General features: G+C 59.6%; 14 protein-coding genes. 9 read left to right on the top strand and 5 right to left on the bottom strand.

Going from position 1 to position 17,788, the window contains the following annotated elements:
• Window positions 1-232 precede the first annotated feature (232 nt).
• Window positions 233-2,329 carry a bifunctional rhamnulose-1-phosphate aldolase/short-chain dehydrogenase gene (locus N434_RS11315; RefSeq protein ID WP_110758001.1) on the bottom strand — a complete coding sequence of 699 codons (2,097 nt, stop codon included), beginning with the start codon at window positions 2,327-2,329 and terminating at the stop codon, window positions 233-235.
• A gap of 200 nt (window positions 2,330-2,529) precedes the next feature.
• On the opposite strand from N434_RS11315, the gene N434_RS11310 reads away from it, so the two are divergent.
• From N434_RS11310 to N434_RS11275, 7 genes are all read left to right on the top strand, one after another.
• Window positions 2,530-3,360, top strand: a complete 831-nt coding sequence (locus N434_RS11310; RefSeq protein WP_065118076.1) for a DeoR/GlpR family DNA-binding transcription regulator — start codon at window positions 2,530-2,532, stop codon at window positions 3,358-3,360.
• 47 nt (window positions 3,361-3,407) lie between these two features.
• Complete coding sequence (rhaS, locus tag N434_RS11305) at window positions 3,408-4,418, top strand: rhamnose ABC transporter substrate-binding protein (RefSeq protein WP_065118075.1); 1,011 nt, start codon at window positions 3,408-3,410, stop codon at window positions 4,416-4,418.
• Between the two features lie 225 nt (window positions 4,419-4,643).
• Window positions 4,644-6,179 carry a sugar ABC transporter ATP-binding protein gene (locus N434_RS11295; protein WP_181423949.1) on the top strand — a complete coding sequence of 512 codons (1,536 nt, stop codon included), beginning with the start codon at window positions 4,644-4,646 and terminating at the stop codon, window positions 6,177-6,179.
• A 13-nt stretch (window positions 6,180-6,192) separates the two neighbouring features.
• Window positions 6,193-7,194 (top strand): ABC transporter permease, encoded by a 1,002-nt coding sequence (locus N434_RS11290; RefSeq protein WP_065118131.1) that lies wholly within the window; start codon window positions 6,193-6,195, stop codon window positions 7,192-7,194.
• On the top strand, window positions 7,191-8,195 hold the full coding sequence (locus N434_RS11285) for an ABC transporter permease (protein WP_110757790.1): 1,005 nt from the start codon (window positions 7,191-7,193) through the stop codon (window positions 8,193-8,195). Before N434_RS11290 ends, N434_RS11285 begins: the two co-directional genes overlap by 4 nt.
• Window positions 8,196-8,198: 3 nt before the next feature.
• A complete protein-coding gene (gene rhaM, locus N434_RS11280) occupies window positions 8,199-8,522 on the top strand; it encodes an L-rhamnose mutarotase (RefSeq protein WP_110757789.1) in 324 nt (107 codons plus the stop codon).
• Window positions 8,519-9,901: an FGGY-family carbohydrate kinase gene (locus tag N434_RS11275; protein ID WP_110757787.1), complete on the top strand. Its 1,383-nt coding sequence runs from the start codon at window positions 8,519-8,521 to the stop codon at window positions 9,899-9,901. Before rhaM ends, N434_RS11275 begins: the two co-directional genes overlap by 4 nt.
• Window positions 9,902-9,956: 55 nt before the next feature.
• On the opposite strand, the gene N434_RS11270 is transcribed toward N434_RS11275, so the two are convergent.
• The 4 genes from N434_RS11270 to N434_RS11255 form a co-directional block, all read right to left on the bottom strand.
• Window positions 9,957-10,793, bottom strand: coding sequence for an alpha/beta fold hydrolase (locus N434_RS11270; protein WP_110757785.1), 837 nt, complete (start codon window positions 10,791-10,793; stop codon window positions 9,957-9,959).
• 266 nt (window positions 10,794-11,059) lie between these two features.
• The gene (locus tag N434_RS11265; protein WP_065118069.1) at window positions 11,060-11,755 is read right to left on the bottom strand and encodes an FkbM family methyltransferase; all 696 of its coding nucleotides are present in this window, start codon (window positions 11,753-11,755) and stop codon (window positions 11,060-11,062) included.
• Window positions 11,756-11,917: 162 nt separating this feature from the next.
• Complete coding sequence (locus tag N434_RS11260; protein WP_065118068.1) at window positions 11,918-13,852, bottom strand: putative bifunctional diguanylate cyclase/phosphodiesterase; 1,935 nt, start codon at window positions 13,850-13,852, stop codon at window positions 11,918-11,920.
• A 9-nt stretch (window positions 13,853-13,861) separates the two neighbouring features.
• Window positions 13,862-14,368, bottom strand: a complete 507-nt coding sequence (locus tag N434_RS11255; RefSeq protein ID WP_065118067.1) for a putative pterin-binding protein — start codon at window positions 14,366-14,368, stop codon at window positions 13,862-13,864.
• 625 nt (window positions 14,369-14,993) lie between these two features.
• On the opposite strand from N434_RS11255, the gene N434_RS11245 reads away from it, so the two are divergent.
• Window positions 14,994-16,430 carry an NAD-dependent succinate-semialdehyde dehydrogenase gene (locus tag N434_RS11245; protein WP_110757783.1) on the top strand — a complete coding sequence of 479 codons (1,437 nt, stop codon included), beginning with the start codon at window positions 14,994-14,996 and terminating at the stop codon, window positions 16,428-16,430.
• A gap of 243 nt (window positions 16,431-16,673) precedes the next feature.
• A complete protein-coding gene (locus tag N434_RS11240) occupies window positions 16,674-17,771 on the top strand; it encodes a DNA alkylation repair protein (RefSeq protein WP_110757782.1) in 1,098 nt (365 codons plus the stop codon).
• Window positions 17,772-17,788: the final 17 nt, after the last annotated feature.

The following is a 17,788-nucleotide window of genomic DNA, read 5'->3' as shown; positions in this document are numbered from 1 at the left end:
TTTTCCTCCCGGGCGATGAACACAACAGGTGCTTCGACCCGCGACACCACCACCCCGTCATTCCGGCCTTGAGCCGGAATCCAGCCAGCCCAAGTCTTTGGGCTGAGAAGACTCTCTCGCCGCGCAGACGCGCGGCTGCTGGATTCCGGCACAAGGCCGGAATGACGGAGGTGGGACTTTTGCCACTTCTCAAAGCATCGTATCTTTTTATATGTCGGTATCCACCGACACCCTACCGCGTAAAACTCTGCGCATTGCCGGCATCAACATTGATGATGTTGCCGGTGGACTTGGCGGAAGCGTCGGACGCCAGGAAGTAGATCGCCTCGGCGATATCTTCCGGAAACACGTTCAGCTTCAGCATCGAGCGCTTGCGGTAATGTTCCTCCAGATCGGTCACCTCGATCTTGGACGACGCAGCGCGCTGCTCGCGCCACTCACCATTCCAGATTTTCGAACCACGCAACACGGCATCGGGATTGACGGTGTTGACGCGAATGCCCGCTTCCGCGCCCTCGAGCGCAAGGCAACGGGCGAGATGGATTTCCGCAGCCTTCGCCGTGCAATAGGCCGACGCATTGGGTGAAGAGGCAAGGCCATTCTTGGAAGCGACGAAAACGACGTTGCCGCCGAGATTCTGACGCCGCAGCAGCCGGAATGCTTCTCGCGAGACGAGGAAATAACCCGTGGCGAGAATGTCGATATTCTTGTTCCACATGGCAAGCGTGGTGTCTTCCACGGGTGCGGAAGAGGCAATGCCGGCATTGGAAACGAGAATATCCACGCCGCCGAATTCCACGCTCGCTTCCGCGAAGGACGAAATGACCGCCTCTTCCTGCGTCACGTCAAGCTTGACGGTACGCACCGCATCAGCGCTGTATCGCTTGACAAAATCGCCCTTGGCGGCTTCCAGCGCCGCCTCGTCAATATCGGCCAGAACCACGCAGGCACCCTCGCCCGCCAGCCGTTCCGCCGTTGCCCGGCCAATGCCGCCGGCGCCGCCGGTGACGAAGGCCACGCGGCCGGCAAGGCTTTTCGGCTTCGGCATACGCTGCAGCTTTGCTTCTTCCAGCAGCCAATATTCGATATCGAAGGCCTCCTGCTCGGGAAGCCCCTGATATTCCGACACGGTGGACGCGCCGCGCATGACGTTGATGGCGTTGACATAAAATTCACCGGCAATGCGGGCGGTAGCCTTGTCCTTGGCGAAGGACAACATGCCGACGCCGGGGATCAGGAAGATCACCGGGTTAGGGTCGCGCATCTTAGGTGAATTATCGTGGCGGCACGCCTCATAATAGCGGGTGTAGTCGGCGCGGTATGCCTCAAGCGCCTTGTCCAGAACCGCCGTCAGCGCATCCACATCCGGGTTTACCGTATCGAGATCGAGGATGAGCGGACGGATTTTCGTGCGCAGGAAGTGATCCGGGCACGATGTGCCAAGCGCACCGAGCGGCTTCAGGTCTTTCGAGTTGACGAATTCGAGAACCGCGTCCTGATCGTCGAAATGGCCGAGCTTGCGTTCCTCGCGGCCAATGCGGCCACGGATTTCCGGCATCAGCCGGGCGGCGATGGCGCGGCGTTTGTCAGCTGGCAGGCTCTTGGCCACGGCACCGCCGAAGATCACCTTGCCTTCGGTCTTTCTCGCAAACCATTCGATCGCCTTGTTGATGATGGCGAGCGTCAGTTCGTAACAGGCCTTGGCGTCGTTATCCCATGTGAACAGGCCGTGGCTTTCCAGCACCACGCCCTTGGCCTTGGGATTGGCCTTGACGAAAGCTTCGAGATCAAGACCGAGCTGGAAACCGGGACGACGCCAGGGCAGCCATCCGATGTCATCGCCAAAGATCTGCTGCGTCAGTTCCTTCGAATTCTTCGAAGCGGCAATTGCGATGATCGCATCCGGATGCATGTGATCGACATGATCGTAAGGCACGAAACCATGCAGCGGCGTATCGATGGAGGCGGCGCGCGGGTTGAGGTTAAAGGTGCAATGCGGCAGGAAGCCGACCATGCGGTCTTCATCCGCAACGCCCTTGTAAATACCCTTCAGCGCTTCCAGCTTGTCGAGATAAAGCGTCGCAAAACCATCGAGCTTGATGGTGCCGACATCACCGCCGGAGCCTTTGACCCACATGACGCGGACCTTCTCGCCCGTCAGCGGATCGGTTTCCAACACCTTTGCGGAGGTGTTGCCGCCGCCGTAATTGGTGATGCGCTTGTCGGCACCCAGCAGATTGGAGCGATAAAGCAGCTTGCCGGGCTCATCGAGCGTCCTGGCGTAAGCGTCGTCCCAACGGCTTTCGAGAAGGCGGGATGTTCCCGTCATGTCTTCCTCCCAATATCTGTCTGCATTCGCGGAGCCGATATCGGCCCGCCTCCTTTGATGGCAGGTATCGCGCATCCAAAAGCACAATGTCAATCAAAAACGATCATAAATTTTCATGTCGCAGCGCGATATTGATTAATTTGATCGTTCTTGATTGACAACGTAAAGAGATTGCGAATAATCACGGTCAGGAGGACCCCATGCACGAACGCGAACGCCATCGCATCATCTTGAGCGCCACGCAGGAAAAAGCTGTCGTGACGGTGCAGGATATTGCTGAACTCACGGATGCGTCGGAAGCGACGATCCGCCGGGATATCGCGTCTTTGCACGTTCAGGGCAAGTTGCGGCGCGTGCGCGGCGGGGCGGAAGCGGTGCATCCGCCGCAGCTCGGCAATCTTGCCGCACGCCCTTTCCGTGTTTCCGAATCGGTCAATATCGACAAGAAACGCGCAATTGCGCGCAAGGCGGTCGATCTCTGCAATGATGGCGACGCAATCATCCTGAATGGCGGCACGACGACATTCCAGATGGTGCATTACATGGCGGCACGCCGCCTGCAGGTGATGACCAATTCCTTCGCGATTGCCGAGCATCTGGTCAAGCATTCCAAATGCAGTGTCAGCGTGCCGGGCGGCGCGATCTATCGCGACCAGAGCCTTATCCTGTCGCCTTTCGAGAACGACGCGATCCGCAATTTTTATGCGCGACGGATTTTTCTCGGCGCGCAGGGTGTGGGCGCGCTTGGCATCATGGAGTCCGACGCGCTGGTCATCCAGAGCGAACAGAAGCTGATGCGGCAGGCGGAAGAACTGATCGTGATGGTCGATTCCTCGAAATTCAGAAAACGATCCAGCCTGATTTTATGCCCGCTCGAAAATGTCACGACCATCATCACCGATGACGGGATTTCAGACGAGGCCGCAAGGATGGTGGAAGATGCCGGCGTCGAATTGCTGATCGCCGGTGCGGTGGCAGCGGGAAAAACCGCCGGTCCGCCGGATGAGGAGAATTCTTCTTCAGTCGCTTGAGGAGCGCTGGAGGGAAAAACAAGGTTCAAAACGGGAGGAAAAGGGACATGAAACTTACACGCAGAACATTGACCAGCGTTCTGGCACTCAGCGCGGCACTCTCCGTCGCGGGGCTTGGCAGCGTTGCCCAAGCGGCAGACGTCAAGATCGCGCTGGTGGTCAAGTCACTCGGCAACGGCTTTTTCGAAGCCGCCAACAAGGGCGCGCAGGAAGCGGCAAAGGATCTCGGCGGCGTCGAGATCATCTATACCGGTCCGACCAGCACCACGGCGGAAGGCCAGATCGAAGTCATCAATTCGCTGATCGCGCAGGGTGTCGATGCCATCGCCATTTCCGCCAACGACCCCGACGCCGTTGTTCCGGCGCTGAAAAAGGCGGCACAGCGCGGCATCAAGGTCATTTCCTGGGATTCCGGCGTGGCGCCCGAGGGCCGCATTCTCCAGCTTAATCCCTCTTCCAACGCGCTGATCGGCAAGATGTGCCTGCAGCTCGCCGCATCGCATCTGGAAGGCGGCAAGGGCGACTTCGCCATTCTTTCGGCCACCACCACCTCCACGAACCAGAATATCTGGATCGATGAGATGAAGAAACAGCTGAAGGATTTCCCCGGCCTCAACCTCGTCACGACCGTTTACGGTGACGACCTTGCCGACAAGAGCTACCGCGAAGCGCAGGGTCTGCTCTCCTCGCAGCCGAATGTGAAGGTCATCGTAGCACCGACGACCGTTGGCGTTCTCGCAGCCTCGCAGGCCGTGAAGGATGCCGGCAAGATCGGTCAGGTCTTCGTGACCGGCCTTGGCCTGCCGTCGGAAATGGCCGGCGCCATCAAATCCGGCGCCACCAAGGAATTCGCCATCTGGAACCCGATCGACCTCGGTTACTCCGCCACCCAGATCGCCTATCGCCTTGTAAAGGGCGAAGCCGACGGCAAGCCGGGCTCGGAAATCGAAGCCGGCCGCATGGGCAAGATCAAGGTTGGCGAAAACAGCGAAGCGGCGATGGCTGATCCGTTCATTTATGACGCGAAGAATATCGATCAGTTCTCGAAGATTTTCTGATCTTGATAATATCCGGCGGTGCGGAGGCCACCCCCCTCTGCCCTGCCGGGCATCTCCCCCTCAAGGGGGGAGATCGATTCACGGATAAGTCTCGCCCATCTCGACATTTGCGAATGAAGTGGTGGTGGCGCCTCCTGCCGATCTCCCCCCTTGAGGGGGAGATGCCCGGCAGGGCAGAGGGGGGTAGCCCCGATCACTTCACTCAAAACTGACCGGTAAGACGGAATGATGCGTGCTGAAACCCAAACTTTAAACATGACAGAGGCTTCGAGCGCCACGCCCATTCTGGAAATGCGCGGTATCAGCCAGATATTCCCCGGCGTAAAAGCGCTGGATGGCGTCGATATCGCGCTTTATCCCGGCAAGGTCACCGCGCTGATCGGCGAGAATGGCGCGGGCAAATCCACGCTCGTCAAAATCCTCACCGGCATCTACCGCCCGAACGAAGGCGAAATCCTTCTCGATGGCAAGGCCGTGACCTTTCACGGTGCACAAGATGCCATCGATGCCGGCGTCACCGCCATTCATCAGGAAACCGTGCTGTTCGACGAACTTTCGGTCGGCGAAAACATCTTCCTCGGCCATGCGCCAAAAGGCCGTTTCGGCCTGATCGACTGGAAGACCATCAATGAGCGAGCCAGGGTTCTGCTGGAACAGCTCGAAAGCACCATCGATCCTACCATCCGGTTGAAAGATCTCTCGATCGCCCAGCGCCATCTGGTGGCCATCGCCCGTGCGTTGTCGGTCGAGGCGCGCATCGTGATCATGGACGAACCGACGGCTGCGCTTTCCCGTAAGGAGATCGATGATCTCTTTCGCATCGTCGAAAACCTCAAGCGGCAGGGAAAGGCGATCCTCTTTATCAGCCACAAGTTCGATGAAGTCTATGAAATCGCGGAGAATTACGCCGTGTTCCGCGACGGGAAAATGGTCGGAGCCGGCACACTCACCACCACGCCACAGGACGAAATCGTGCGCCTGATGGTCGGTCGCGACGTGACGAACGCCTTCCCCAAGCAAGCCGTCACGCTGGGGCCAACGGTGTTGTCGGTTCGCGATTACTCGCACCAGACGGAATTCCGCGATATTTCGCTCGAGCTGCGCAAAGGCGAGATTCTTGGCCTTTACGGGCTGATCGGCGCCGGGCGTTCCGAACTTTGCCAGTCGCTGTTCGGCATCACCCGGCCGGCCTCTGGTGAGGTAACACTGAACGGCCAACGGCTCACCATTCGTTCGCCGGAAGACGCGATCCGTGCCGGCATCGTTTACGTGCCGGAAGAGCGCGGCCGCCACGGGCTCGCGCTCGAAATGCCGATCTATCAGAACATGTCGCTGCCCTCTCTCACGCGCACATCGCGCAAAGGGTTTCTCGCCGCCGCCAATGAATTCGCGCTGGCGCGCAAATATGCCTCGCGGCTGGACCTTCGCGCCGCCGCACTCTCCGTGCCTGTTGGCACGCTTTCGGGCGGCAACCAGCAGAAGGTGGTGATCGGCAAGTGGCTCGCCACCCAGCCCAAGGTCATCATTCTCGACGAGCCGACCAAGGGCATCGATATCGGCTCCAAGGCCGCCGTGCATGGCTTCATCAGCGAGCTTGCGGCGGAAGGGCTTTCCATCATCATGATTTCATCCGAACTTCCCGAAATCCTCGGCATGTCCGACCGTGCCATCGTCATGCGCGAAGGCCTGATGGCGGGCCAGTTCGAACGCGCCGATTTTTCTCCGGAAAAGCTGGTGCGCGCCGCCACCGGCAATGCCTGAGAGGGGCAACCACATGCAACGTCTACTCAAAAATCGCGAATGGCTGCTGGCGGGCATCATCATCGTCATGATCGCCGGTTTTGCGCTGCGCGCGCCCGGTTTCAGCCGGCCCGGCAATCTCGTCAATATCTTCAACGACACGTCCATCCTCATCATTCTGGCGCTTGGCCAGATGGCAGTCATTCTCACCAAATCCATTGATCTCTCCGTCGCCGCCAATCTCGCCTTTACCGGCATGGCGGTGGCGATGACCAATGCCGCCTTTCCGGGTATTCCTCTGCCGCTTCTCATCGCCATGGCAGTCGGCATCGGTGCGTTTCTCGGCTCGCTCAACGGCGTACTGGTCTGGTGGCTCGGCATTCCGCCCATCGTCGTCACGCTCGGCACGCTCACCATCTATCGCGGCATGGCCTTCGTGCTGTCGGGCGGTGGCTGGGTGAATGCGCACCAGCTTTCGCCGACCTTCCTCAACGTGCCGCGCACCGTAATCCTCGGCATGCCGGTTCTTTCATGGGTGGCGATCCTCATCATCGCCGGCGCCTGGCTGGTGCTCAGCCGCACCTCCTTCGGCCGTTCGGCCTATGCATCGGGCGGTAATCCGAGTGCAGCCGTTTATGCGGGCGTCGATGTCGGCCGTACGCGCTTCTTCGCCTTCGTGCTGTCAGGCGCTCTGGCCGGTCTCGCCAGCTATCTCTGGGTCTCGCGTTATGCCGTTGCCTATGTCGATATCGCCGCCGGTTTCGAACTGGACAGTGTGGCGGCCAATGTGATCGGCGGCATCTCGATTGCCGGTGGCATCGGCTCGGTGGCCGGCGCCGTGCTTGGCGCGCTGTTCCTCGGCGTCATCAAGAACGCGCTCCCGGTCATCGGCATCTCTCCCTTCGCGCAGATGGCGATATCAGGCGTGGTCATCGTGCTCGCTGTCGTCTTCAACGCCCGCGCCGAAGCGCGAAAAGGCCGCATCATCCTGCGCGACCGGGCGGCAGCCGATCAGGCCAAGGAGGCCGCAGCATGACCTCGCAACCGACACAGACACACCGCATCATCCCCGACAAGCTCGGTACGCCGCTGCGCCGTGTCATGGCCAGCTGGGAAGTGCTGCTGCTTGGCGTTGCGATCCTGATCTTCATCGCCAATTCGCTCGCCTCGCCCTATTTCCTCAATGCCTGGAATCTCTCCGACGCAACCTTCAACTTCACCGAAAAGGCGATCATCGCCTTTGCCATGGCGCTGCTGATCATTGCCGGTGAAATCGATCTATCCGTCGCCGCCATCATTGCGCTTGCCTCCACCGCCATGGGTGCGGCGGTGCAGATGGGCGTCGGCACACCCGGCCTCGTCGCAATCGGCATCGGCACCGGGCTTTTATGCGGGGCTTTCAACGGCTTTCTGGTCGCCGGGCTAAAACTGCCGTCCATCGTCGTCACCATCGGCACGATGAGCCTGTTTCGCGGCATCTCCTATATGGTGCTGGGCGATCAGGCCTATGGCAAATATCCGGCCGACTTCGCCTATTTCGGCCAGGGTTACGTGATCTCCGTCATATCCTTCGAATTCGTGCTGTTCATCGTCATGGCCGTCCTCTTCGCCATTCTGCTGCATGCCACCAATTTCGGCCGGCAGGTCTATGTCATCGGCACCAATCCATTCGCCGCCCGCTTCTCCGGCATTCCCGTCGAGCGGGTGAAATTCATCCTCTTCCTGCTCACCGGCCTGATGAGCGGCATCGCCGCCGTCTGCCTAACATCGCGCCTCGGTTCTACCCGCCCGTCGATCGCTCAGGGCTGGGAGCTTGAAGTGGTGACCATGGTGGTGTTGGGCGGCGTTTCCATTCTCGGTGGGTCGGGTACCATTGCCGGCGTCGTCATCGCCGCCTTCGTCATGGGCCTTGTCACCTTCGGGCTCGGTCTTCTGAACGTGCCCGGTATCGTCATGTCGATTTTCGTCGGCCTGCTTTTGATCGTCACCATCGCCATCCCCATCGTCGTCCGCCGCCTTCGGGCCATGAGAAGTTAAGCCATGCCTGAACTTGAAAAACACGCCTTCAAGATGAAACTCTTTCCCGGGAAAGAGGCGGAATATAAAAAACGCCATGACGAGATATGGCCGGAACTGGTGGCGCTGCTGCACGACGCGGGTGTGAGCGATTATTCCATTCATCTCGACCCGGAAACCAACATTCTTTTCGGCGTGCTGACACGGCCGAAGAAGCACGGCATGGCCGCTTTGCCCGACCACCCCGTGATGAAGAAATGGTGGGCGCATATGGCCGATATCATGGAGAGCAATCCCGATAATTCGCCCATCGCGAAAGATCTGGTGACGGTGTTCCACCTGCCATGAGCGAGAGCGTCAAACCGGGCCGCGTCGCGGTCATCGATATCGGCAAGACCAATGCCAAGGTCGTCGTCATCGACACCGAAAGCGGCGAGGAGATCGCCGGCGAGAAGCGGACGAACCCCGTTCTTCGCGATGGCCTCTATCCGCATTACGATGTGGAAATGCTCTGGCGCTTCATTCTCTCCGCGCTTCGGCGGTTCGGCCGGGAACCCGGCTTCGACGCCATTTCCATCACCACCCACGGCGCTTGCGCGGCACTGCTCGATGGCGACGGCGATCTCGCCATGCCGGTGCTCGATTATGAATACGGCTATCCCGCCTCTATTGAGGACGCCTATTCCCGCATCAGGCCCGGTTTTGCCGAGACCGGCTCGCCGCAGCTTCCCGCCGGACTGAACCTTGGCGCGCAAATCCATTTCCAGAAAGAGGCCTTTCCGGACGATTTCTCCAGAGTGCGCAGCATCGTCACCTATCCGCAATATTGGGCGGGGCGGCTGACCGGCGTTTTGGCCACGGAAACAACCTCGCTCGGGTGTCATACGGATCTGTGGAACCCGCGCCGGAAGGGTTTCTCCTCGCTGGTCGAGCGCCTTGGCATCGCGCATTTGATGTCGCCGGTCCGCTCCGCTTTCGACGTGCTGGGAACGATCCGTCCATCGCTGGCGCGGGAAACCGGTCTGTCTCCGCATATGCCCGTCTATTGCGGCATCCACGATTCCAACGCCTCGCTTTTGCCGCATCTGCTGCGTCGGGACGGTGATTTTTCGGTTGTCTCAACCGGTACCTGGGTGGTGAATTTCGCCATTGGCGGCACGGCGGACACGCTGGATCCCGCCCGCGACACGCTTTTGAATGTCGATGCCCTGGGGCGTCCCGTTCCTTCCTCCCGTTTCATGGGCGGCAGGGAATATGAAATGCTGGCCCAGCAGCTCGAACCGGCGAAGGAAGATGAGATCGAAACCGCTCTGGGCAAGGTGATTGCCAAAGGCATGATGCTGTTGCCCAGCATCGTCAGCGGCTCCGGCCCCTTTCCCGAGAAAACAGCGTGCTGGAGATCAGATGAAAACGCCACGGCTGCGGAACGCCACGCCGCAGCGGCGCTTTATCTCGCCCTGATGACGGAATTCAGCCTTTCGCTCATCGGCCGAAAAGGTCCAATCCTTGTCGAAGGCCCCTTCGCCAGCAACACGCTTTATCTGAAGGCGCTGGCCGGCTTTGCAGAAACAGACGTCACGGCGGTCGAAGGTTCCACCGGCACCAGTGCGGGTGCTGCCCTGCTCACCGGCATCAAACCGCTTGCCGGTCGCGAGCGACATTTCACGCTGCACGACATCCCCGGCCTCGTTTCTTACCGAGATGTCTGGCGGTCCTGTCTGGCCTGATGCGAAACGCAAAATGCGGCCGAACCATCGGCCGCATTTTGATTTTGCAGAAAGATCAGCCCTTGATGAAAGCCAGAAGGTCGGCGTTCAGCACGTCGGCATTGACGGTGAGCATACCGTGCGAGAAGCCGGGATAGGTCTTCAGCGTGCCATTTTTCAACAGCTTCACCGATTTCAGCGCCGAGTCGGCAATCGGCACGATCTGGTCGTCCTCGCCGTGCAGCACCAGTGTCGGAACGCTGATGGCCTTCAGGTCCTCGGTCTGGTCGGTTTCCGAGAAGGCCTTGATACCATCGTAATGGGCCTTTGCGCCGCCCATCATGCCCTGCCGCCACCAGTTCTGGATCACGCCTTCCTGAGCCGTCGCACCGTCGCGGTTGAAGCCATAGAACGGACCGGCCGGCACATCGCGGAAGAACTGCGCGCGATTTGCGGCGAGCGACGAGCGGAAACCGTCAAACACTTCCATCGGCAGGCCTTCCGGATTGGCTGCGGTCTTGAGCATCAGCGGCGGCACGGCGGAGACGAGAACCGCCTTGGCGACGCGGCCGGCGGGTTCGCCATGTTTGGCAACATAACGGGCGACTTCGCCGCCGCCGGTGGAGTGACCGATATGGACGGCATTCTTCAGATCAAGCGCCTCGACGACGGCGAAGGCATCGGCCGCATAGTGATCCATGTCGTGACCGTCAGCAACCTGGGCCGAACGGCCATGACCACGGCGGTCATGGGCGACGACGCGAAAACCCCTGGAGAGGAAAAACAGCATCTGCGCATCCCAGTCGTCGGAGCTGAGCGGCCAGCCGTGATGAAACATGATCGGCTGGGCATTCTTCGGGCCCCAGTCCTTGTAGAAGATTTCGGTTCCGTCTGTCGTCTTGACAAAGCCCATGATCGTTTCTCCTTCGGTTGCGTTGGCATCTTCCGGTGCGGTGTCAGTTGTGCGCCGGTTTGATGGAGGGATGATGACGCGGGATAACGGTTGCAACAATTGCAACAATAATTGGCATTGAATTGCTGTTTATGAAATTATCTTTTCGACCCGCATGACCGCACGCGCATCGAACCACTCCGCGCCCTCACTCCGGAGTGAGAACGAGAGGAAAGGCGGACGGTTCCGTGAATTCAGCGGGACCTGTTCGACGGCCGGCGGCGTTTTCAATCCACGTCGGGATCGTATTCCCGGGGGCTGTCGTCCTTCGAGAACAGGACGCAGGGGCCACGCGAGCCGCGGGGATCATAGGCATATCCCCTGGCCGTCAGCGCCTGCATGATGTCGCGAACCCCGGCGAGCCCATAAAGATGGTCGTGCAGCTCGACGAATATCCGCTCCACGCCGGCAAGATCGGCCCTGCCGAGCAGATCGCGTTCGGCACCTTCAATATCCATCACAAGGGCGGTAATGCCGTGGCTGGCGATAAACCGGTCGATATTTTCGGAAGAGATTTCGATACGCCGTTCATAGGGCCCCTGATTTTCGTCCATGGACGACATCCAGAGATCCTTGCGAACGTAAAAAGGATAGGAGCGCGGCTCGTCAGCGGTGAGAAGCCCCTGCGAGAACACGACATTGCCGCGGCAATTGGCCTTGATCACCCGCTCCGCCAGCGCCGCAGTGGAAGGGTTGGCCTCGAAGGCCCACACCGAAACATTCTCTATGCCGGCGATGATGGAGGTGATGATGCCGATGCCGGACCCAAGTTCCAGCACGCGGTCCCCGGGCTTGATGGCTTTCAGGACGCTGCGTGCCTCCTTCGCCTCATAGCTGCCGTCGGTCAGCGCCTGCCAGATGACGGGCGATACCTCATCGGAAGAAAGAGGCAGGGCAACTCCATGCACGTCCAGTATTTCCATGTCTCGAGCCTTTTCGCAAACGCGGTCGTTTCACCAGAATGATCCCGTACCGACCGGCAAAGCTCTACAGCATCAGTGCGGCGACCGGTATCGGTTTTAGCAAGCAACGCTATATCCGGTTAAAAATTCGACACGCCTGCAATGGTGCGAAAGCAGATTTTTTCAGACGGAACTCCAGGCCACCAGCTCCTTGGCCGGTAACGGCCTGCTGATCAGATATCCCTGGACCTGGTCGCATCCCAGACGCCGGACGCACTCATATTGCTCCTCCGTCTCGATGCCTTCGGCAATCGTGGTCATCCGCAGACTACGCCCCACACCGACCACAAATTCGACGATCGCCAGCGCATCGCGATCGCTGGTGATATCGCGCAGGAAGGACCGGTCGATCTTGATCTTGTCGAAGGGAACACCGCGCAAATTGGCGAGCGAGGAATAACCCGTGCCGAAATCGTCCATGGCGATCTTGATGCCGACATCCTTCAGCCGGGTCAGCGTGTTGATCGTCTGGTCGCTCTTGTTGAGCAGGATCGATTCGGTGATTTCCAGCTCGAGCCGGCTCGGCTCCAGTCCGCTTTTTTCGAGGGCGCCCATGACGTTCTGGATCAGATTGGCGCTGTGGAACTGGACCGGCGACAGATTGACCGCCACCTTCATGTCCTCGTCCCACCCCATCGCCTCGCGGCAGGCCGTCTCCATCACCCATTTTCCGAGCGAATGGATAAGTCCGGTTCTTTCCGCGACGGGAATGAAGACGCTGGGCGGCACATCGCCCCGCAGCGGGTGCTTCCAGCGTAAAAGCGCCTCGAAGCCGCAGAGCTTGCGCGTCTGCGTCGCCACCTGCGGCTGGTAATAGACTTCCATCTCGTCATTCTGCAGCGCGGTCTGCAGATCGGCCTCGAAGGACTTCTTCTCGGTCAGCTGCTTCTGCATGCGGACCTTGAAGACGCTCGCGCGGCCCGGGCCGATGGCTTTCGCCTCGTAGAGCGCCAGATCGGCGCGCTTGAACAATTCATCCGCATCGACGGCACCATGCGATATGGCGATACCGATGCAGGTGCCGATTTTGACCTCCTGCTCACCAAGCTGGTAGGTGCGGCTGATCTGATCGATGAGCTTGGAGGCAAGACGGCGGGCGGCATCCTCGTTCAGATCGTCGGAGACGACCGCAAACTCGTCGCCACCCAGACGGCAGACCATGTCGTAATCGCCGCCGATGGCCGAAAGACGCTGCGCCACGGCCTGAAGCAGCGCGTCGCCGGCATCGTGGCCAAGCGTATCGTTGACATCCTTGAAACCATCGAGATCGAGCAGGAGGATCGCCGTCGTTCCGGTGCCGCCGAAGGATCGGCGCAACCTCTCGATCAGTTCCTGCCGGAACAGGGCCCGGTTGGGCAACCCGGTCAGCGCGTCGTGATAGGCGTCATGTTCCAGCCGGACATTCTTGGCCTGCAGCTCCAGCGTGGCGGCACGCAGGTCGTCGGTCAGGCCGCGCATGCTTTTCTGCGCCCGGTTCAGCAGGTCGTTCTGGCGAAGCAGCAAGATGACAAGCGCGATGCCGCACAGGATGAGGCCGCCGGCCAGCGCCGTGTAGACAATGTGCAGCTTGCGCACATCCTCATGCGCGGTATCGATCAGATTGACGTCATAGGCCACTGACGACGACGCCAGGGTCGTCATCGGCGCATCGAGTGCGCTCATAGACGAGAGCAGATCCGGAATATCGGCCGGCTGCAGATTATCCATCTGCTGTTCGAGGCGTGCCAGAATAGCGTCGAGCCGGTTGACGATGTCCCGCCACTGCTGCTTTTCATTGATGAATGCGCCCAGATTGCCCTGTTTCAGAAGCTCCAGGCGGCTCAGCATGATATCCAGACGCAACTGCAATTCGTCCCGGTCAATCTTGCCGGGGCTGAGCGCGAATACGGCCAGCTTGTTCTGGAGGCGCAGATATTCCGCAACCGTCTGGCTGACTGCCCACGAGTCGTTATAGCGGGCGAACTTCTGCAGAGCGGTCTGCCGCTCGGCAATGACGAAAGCGATATAGCCCGTTGCCAGGACGAAGCAACAGATGATCACCGCCACAAGTTTTCGCAAACGGCACCTTTATTCCACTATCAATTTGGCGACTTGCCACGCGGACCGCGAATAATAGGTCTGCTTCTGCAATTCCGGGTCACTGTCATAGGGGTAGATAACGAACAACGGACCCTTTTCTCGAACTGTCATGTAGTTGCCATCCAGTTTGATCGCCAGAATAACGTTAAATTTCTTAAAATCCTCAACCGGTATCGTGCTGACATAATCATTGAGCGCGACCGCCGTGATGCTGGTGCCCTTCGCGCCGACAACATCCATCAACTTTGCCAGCGAAACACCATCAAAGCGGACGCGGCCGTCATGCCAGGGCGTCGTCGTCTCCACCGTCTCCATGCCCAGCGCCTCCAGCATGTCGCGGTCGAACTGCGCGGCCCCGTCGACATTGGTGTTGGTGATGTTTCCGGATATGGTCAGTATTGGTTTTCCTTGCGGTTTGGCAATTGTTCCGGCTTCAGCACAGGAAAGCCACACGAGCGACAAGAACGCACTGAGAAGTACCCGGGCGACACTCATACTTTTTCTCCATCGATAACGTTCAGCTCGAGGGTCTTCGCCCGCCTTTGAAGGCCAAGGGAACCGACGCTCGCAATATATATCAGGAAAGGATGTTATATCCTCACTGAGATTTTATCCGTATTTTCTCTAGGTTTTGAGTAAACCCTTTGGATAATTTTTCCGTCTTATTTGTACTTTTTCACGCTTGACGCACTGTTCTGACGCAGGCGGCAAATCCCGCCCCTTTCTCACCCTGTTCCGTCAGGCGCGACGAAGGCCAAATTGTGGCAGAAGCTCCGCCATCCGTGAAGGGAACCCGTGTGATTCGCACGGCCCCGAACGGCAATCGGGTCTCCCGTCCCCGTCTACCCGCCAAATCAACATGACAAAAGACAAGTTTGGTGTCACAGAAAAATCATCGCCTTTGCCGGCGCCGACGGTTGAAACATACCGTCCGCAACTTAATATAAAGACTGTCGTTTCCGTTTCCGGCACCTCCAGAATCCCCCGCCGGAAATATCCAGACACCCGTTCCGCGCAGCGAAAGCCGCGATGCCGGATATCGTCCGGCCAGGAAAATTCTGTTCACGTCTCCGGGCCGGACGGCATCCGCCGTATCGGCCGCATCATGAAGGTAGCCCCTATGCACACCTATCCCGACATCAAACTTCTCATTGATGGCGAATGGCGAGACGCCGTTTCCGGCAAGACGATCGCCGTGTCCGATCCGGCAACCGACGAAATCATCGGCGCGATTGCCCACGCCGAGAAGGAAGACCTCGATCTGGCGCTTGCCGCCGCCGAGCGCGGTTTCAAGGTGTGGCGCGACACCTCGCCCTTCGAGCGTTCGAAGATCATGCGCAGGGCTGCCGATATCCTGCGCGAGCGCAAGGACAAGATCGCCTATATAATGACCCGCGAACAGGGCAAGCCACTGGCGCAATCGGGCACAGAAATCATGGGCGCCGCCGACACAATCGACTGGTTTGCCGAAGAGGCGCGCCGCACCTATGGCCAGGTCATCCCGGCGCGTGCGGCCGGCGTTTCGCAGCTGGCCATCAAGCTGCCGGTCGGTCCGGTCGCGGCGTTCACGCCGTGGAACTTCCCGATCAACCAGATCGTCCGCAAGCTTTCCGCGGCGCTCGCCACCGGCTGCTCGATCATCGTCAAGGCGCCGGAGGAAACCCCGGCATCGCCGGCGGAACTGATCCGCGCCTTCGTGGATGCCGGCGTGCCGGCGGGCGTTATCGGCCTCGTTTACGGCGTGCCGTCAGAGATTTCGGAATATCTGATCCCGCATCCGGTCATCCGCAAGATTTCCTTCACCGGTTCCACCCCCGTCGGCAAACATCTGGCGGCGCTTGCCGGCAGGCACATGAAACGCGCCACGATGGAACTCGGCGGCCATGCGCCGGTGATGATCTTCAACGACGCCGATATCGAAAAGGCGATCGAGGTCACGTCACTTGCCAAGTTCCGCAATGCCGGTCAGGTCTGCGTTGCCCCCACCCGCTTCCTCGTGCAGGACGGCGTGGCGGACCGCTTCCTTGAAGGTTTCGTGGAGGCCGCCAAGGCGGTCAAGGTCGGCAATGGTCTGGAAGACGGCGTCATCATGGGACCGCTCGCCAATGAGCGCCGCATTCCCGCGCTGGAAGGTCTTATCAACGACGCCGTTTCCCATGGCGGCGAATTGAAGACCGGCGGCCGACGCATCGGCAACAAGGGCAATTTCTTCGAGCCGACGGTTCTCGCCAATGTGCCGACCACCGCCAGGATCATGAATGACGAGCCGTTCGGTCCGGTCGCGATCATCAATCGCTTCTCGAGCTTCGAGGATGCGGTTGCCGAAGCGAACCGCCTGCCCTTCGGTCTCGCATCTTACGCCTTCACCGGCTCGGTCAAGACCGCGCATGCGCTCGGCCATCAGGTCGAGGCCGGCATGCTGACCATCAACCACAACGGCCTTGCGCTTCCCGAAGTCCCCTTCGGCGGCATCAAGGATTCCGGTTATGGCACGGAAGGCGGTTCGGAAGCGGTTCAGGCCTATCTGGAGACAAAATTCGTCAGCCAGATGAGCTGAGTTGGCCGTGAAATTTCTTCTCCCCGCCGGGGAGAAGATGCCCGAAGGGCAGATGAGGGGCGAGCTCTCCGTATATCTTTGCCGTTGCCCCTCATCCCGTTGCCGCGACCTTCTCCCCGGCGGGGAGAAGGAGGCAAGGTGCACTCGCTCGATCCATTCTCACCTCTGAGAGTTACTCAGTCTTCCCTTGCCCCCGGTCTCATCCTGCCTTAAAAGAACAAAAAGTGAACTTTAGGGGACGATATGAGCGATACGGCGGCACCGGCACTGAAGGAAATCTTCAACCGCGAAAAACTGCGGCATATCGCCGATCAGACCAGGGCCGTTCATCAGCCCTTTGACGTTTCCGCCTTCATGGCGCTCGCCACGGCAAATCTCGAGGCGCTGGGCATCATGCAGCGCATGCGGCAGGTGGCGACGAGCCTGCATGCCACGCTGCCGGGCGATTATGCCCGCAACATCGAAATCCTGACCGCCGCAGCGCCGGGTATCGGCAACGGTTTCGCCTCCATTTCGCTGCCGGAATATGTGGCCCTTTACGGCCTCGACGATTTCGATCTTTCCATGCGGGCATTGTCCTATTTCACCCGCTTCGGCTCCTCGGAATTCGCCATAAGGCATTTTCTGCAAAAGGATATGGCCCGCACGCTTGCCGTGATGGAAACATGGTCGCGGCACGAAAACGAGCATGTGCGGCGGCTGGCCAGCGAAGGCTGCCGGCCCCGCCTGCCATGGTCGTTCCAGCTCAGACCGCTCATCGACGACCCGTCGCCGGTTACCGCGATCCTCGATACCATGAAGGCCGATGAGGCGCTTTATGTACGCAAATCCGTTGCCAATCATCTGAACGACATCACCAAGGACAATCCCGCCTTCGTGCTGGCGCTGATCGATACCTGGCCGAAGGACAATCCGCATACGCGCTGGATCACACGGCAGGCCTTGCGCACCCTGATCAAGAAGGGCGATGCCGCCGCGCTTGCCCATCTCGGCGCGCATGAGGAAGCGGAGATTGCGCTTGCGGCATTTCAGGTTACGCCGGACCAGGTGGTTCTCGGCAATCCGGTGCGGATTTCAGCCGCTTTCACCTCGACGGCCAACAGCGCGCAAAAGCTGGTGATCGATTATGCCGTACATTATGTGAAAAAGAGCGGCGATGCCTCCGCCAAGGTCTTCAAATGGAAGGAGATCGAGCTTCAGCCCGGAGAAACATGCACATTGTCGATCAGCCGCGCCATGCGCGATTTCACCACCCGCAAGCATTATGCCGGCCTTCACAGGGTCGACCTGATGATCAATGGCAGGCTGGTGGCGGAAAGCGCCTTCGAACTTCTGATCTGAAGCCGGCAAGCGCCCCG

This window comes from Rhizobium sp. UGM030330-04, from assembly GCF_003208455.1.
In the GTDB taxonomy this organism is placed as follows: Bacteria; Pseudomonadota; Alphaproteobacteria; order Rhizobiales; family Rhizobiaceae; genus Agrobacterium; species Agrobacterium rhizogenes_A.
Note: the sequence above shows the minus strand (reverse complement) of the source record. Positions and strands in the feature narration are given on the sequence as shown.

Bases quoted from the DNA above. Each gene is read 5' to 3' on its own strand.
- N434_RS11255 (WP_065118067.1), bottom strand. From the start codon at position 14,368: ATGAGTGTCGCCCGGGTACTTCTCAGTGCGTTCTTGTCGCTCGTGTGG.
- N434_RS11295 (WP_181423949.1), top strand. From the start codon at position 4,644: ATGATGCGTGCTGAAACCCAAACTTTAAACATGACAGAGGCTTCGAGC.
- N434_RS11245 (WP_110757783.1), top strand. From the start codon at position 14,994: ATGCACACCTATCCCGACATCAAACTTCTCATTGATGGCGAATGGCGA.
- N434_RS11240 (WP_110757782.1), top strand. From the start codon at position 16,674: ATGAGCGATACGGCGGCACCGGCACTGAAGGAAATCTTCAACCGCGAA.
- N434_RS11265 (WP_065118069.1), bottom strand. From the start codon at position 11,755: ATGGAAATACTGGACGTGCATGGAGTTGCCCTGCCTCTTTCTTCCGAT.
- N434_RS11285 (WP_110757790.1), top strand. From the start codon at position 7,191: ATGACCTCGCAACCGACACAGACACACCGCATCATCCCCGACAAGCTC.
- N434_RS11275 (WP_110757787.1), top strand. From the start codon at position 8,519: ATGAGCGAGAGCGTCAAACCGGGCCGCGTCGCGGTCATCGATATCGGC.
- rhaM (WP_110757789.1), top strand. From the start codon at position 8,199: ATGCCTGAACTTGAAAAACACGCCTTCAAGATGAAACTCTTTCCCGGG.
- rhaS (WP_065118075.1), top strand. From the start codon at position 3,408: ATGAAACTTACACGCAGAACATTGACCAGCGTTCTGGCACTCAGCGCG.
- N434_RS11310 (WP_065118076.1), top strand. From the start codon at position 2,530: ATGCACGAACGCGAACGCCATCGCATCATCTTGAGCGCCACGCAGGAA.
- N434_RS11270 (WP_110757785.1), bottom strand. From the start codon at position 10,793: ATGGGCTTTGTCAAGACGACAGACGGAACCGAAATCTTCTACAAGGAC.
- N434_RS11290 (WP_065118131.1), top strand. From the start codon at position 6,193: ATGCAACGTCTACTCAAAAATCGCGAATGGCTGCTGGCGGGCATCATC.
- N434_RS11315 (WP_110758001.1), bottom strand. From the start codon at position 2,329: ATGACGGGAACATCCCGCCTTCTCGAAAGCCGTTGGGACGACGCTTAC.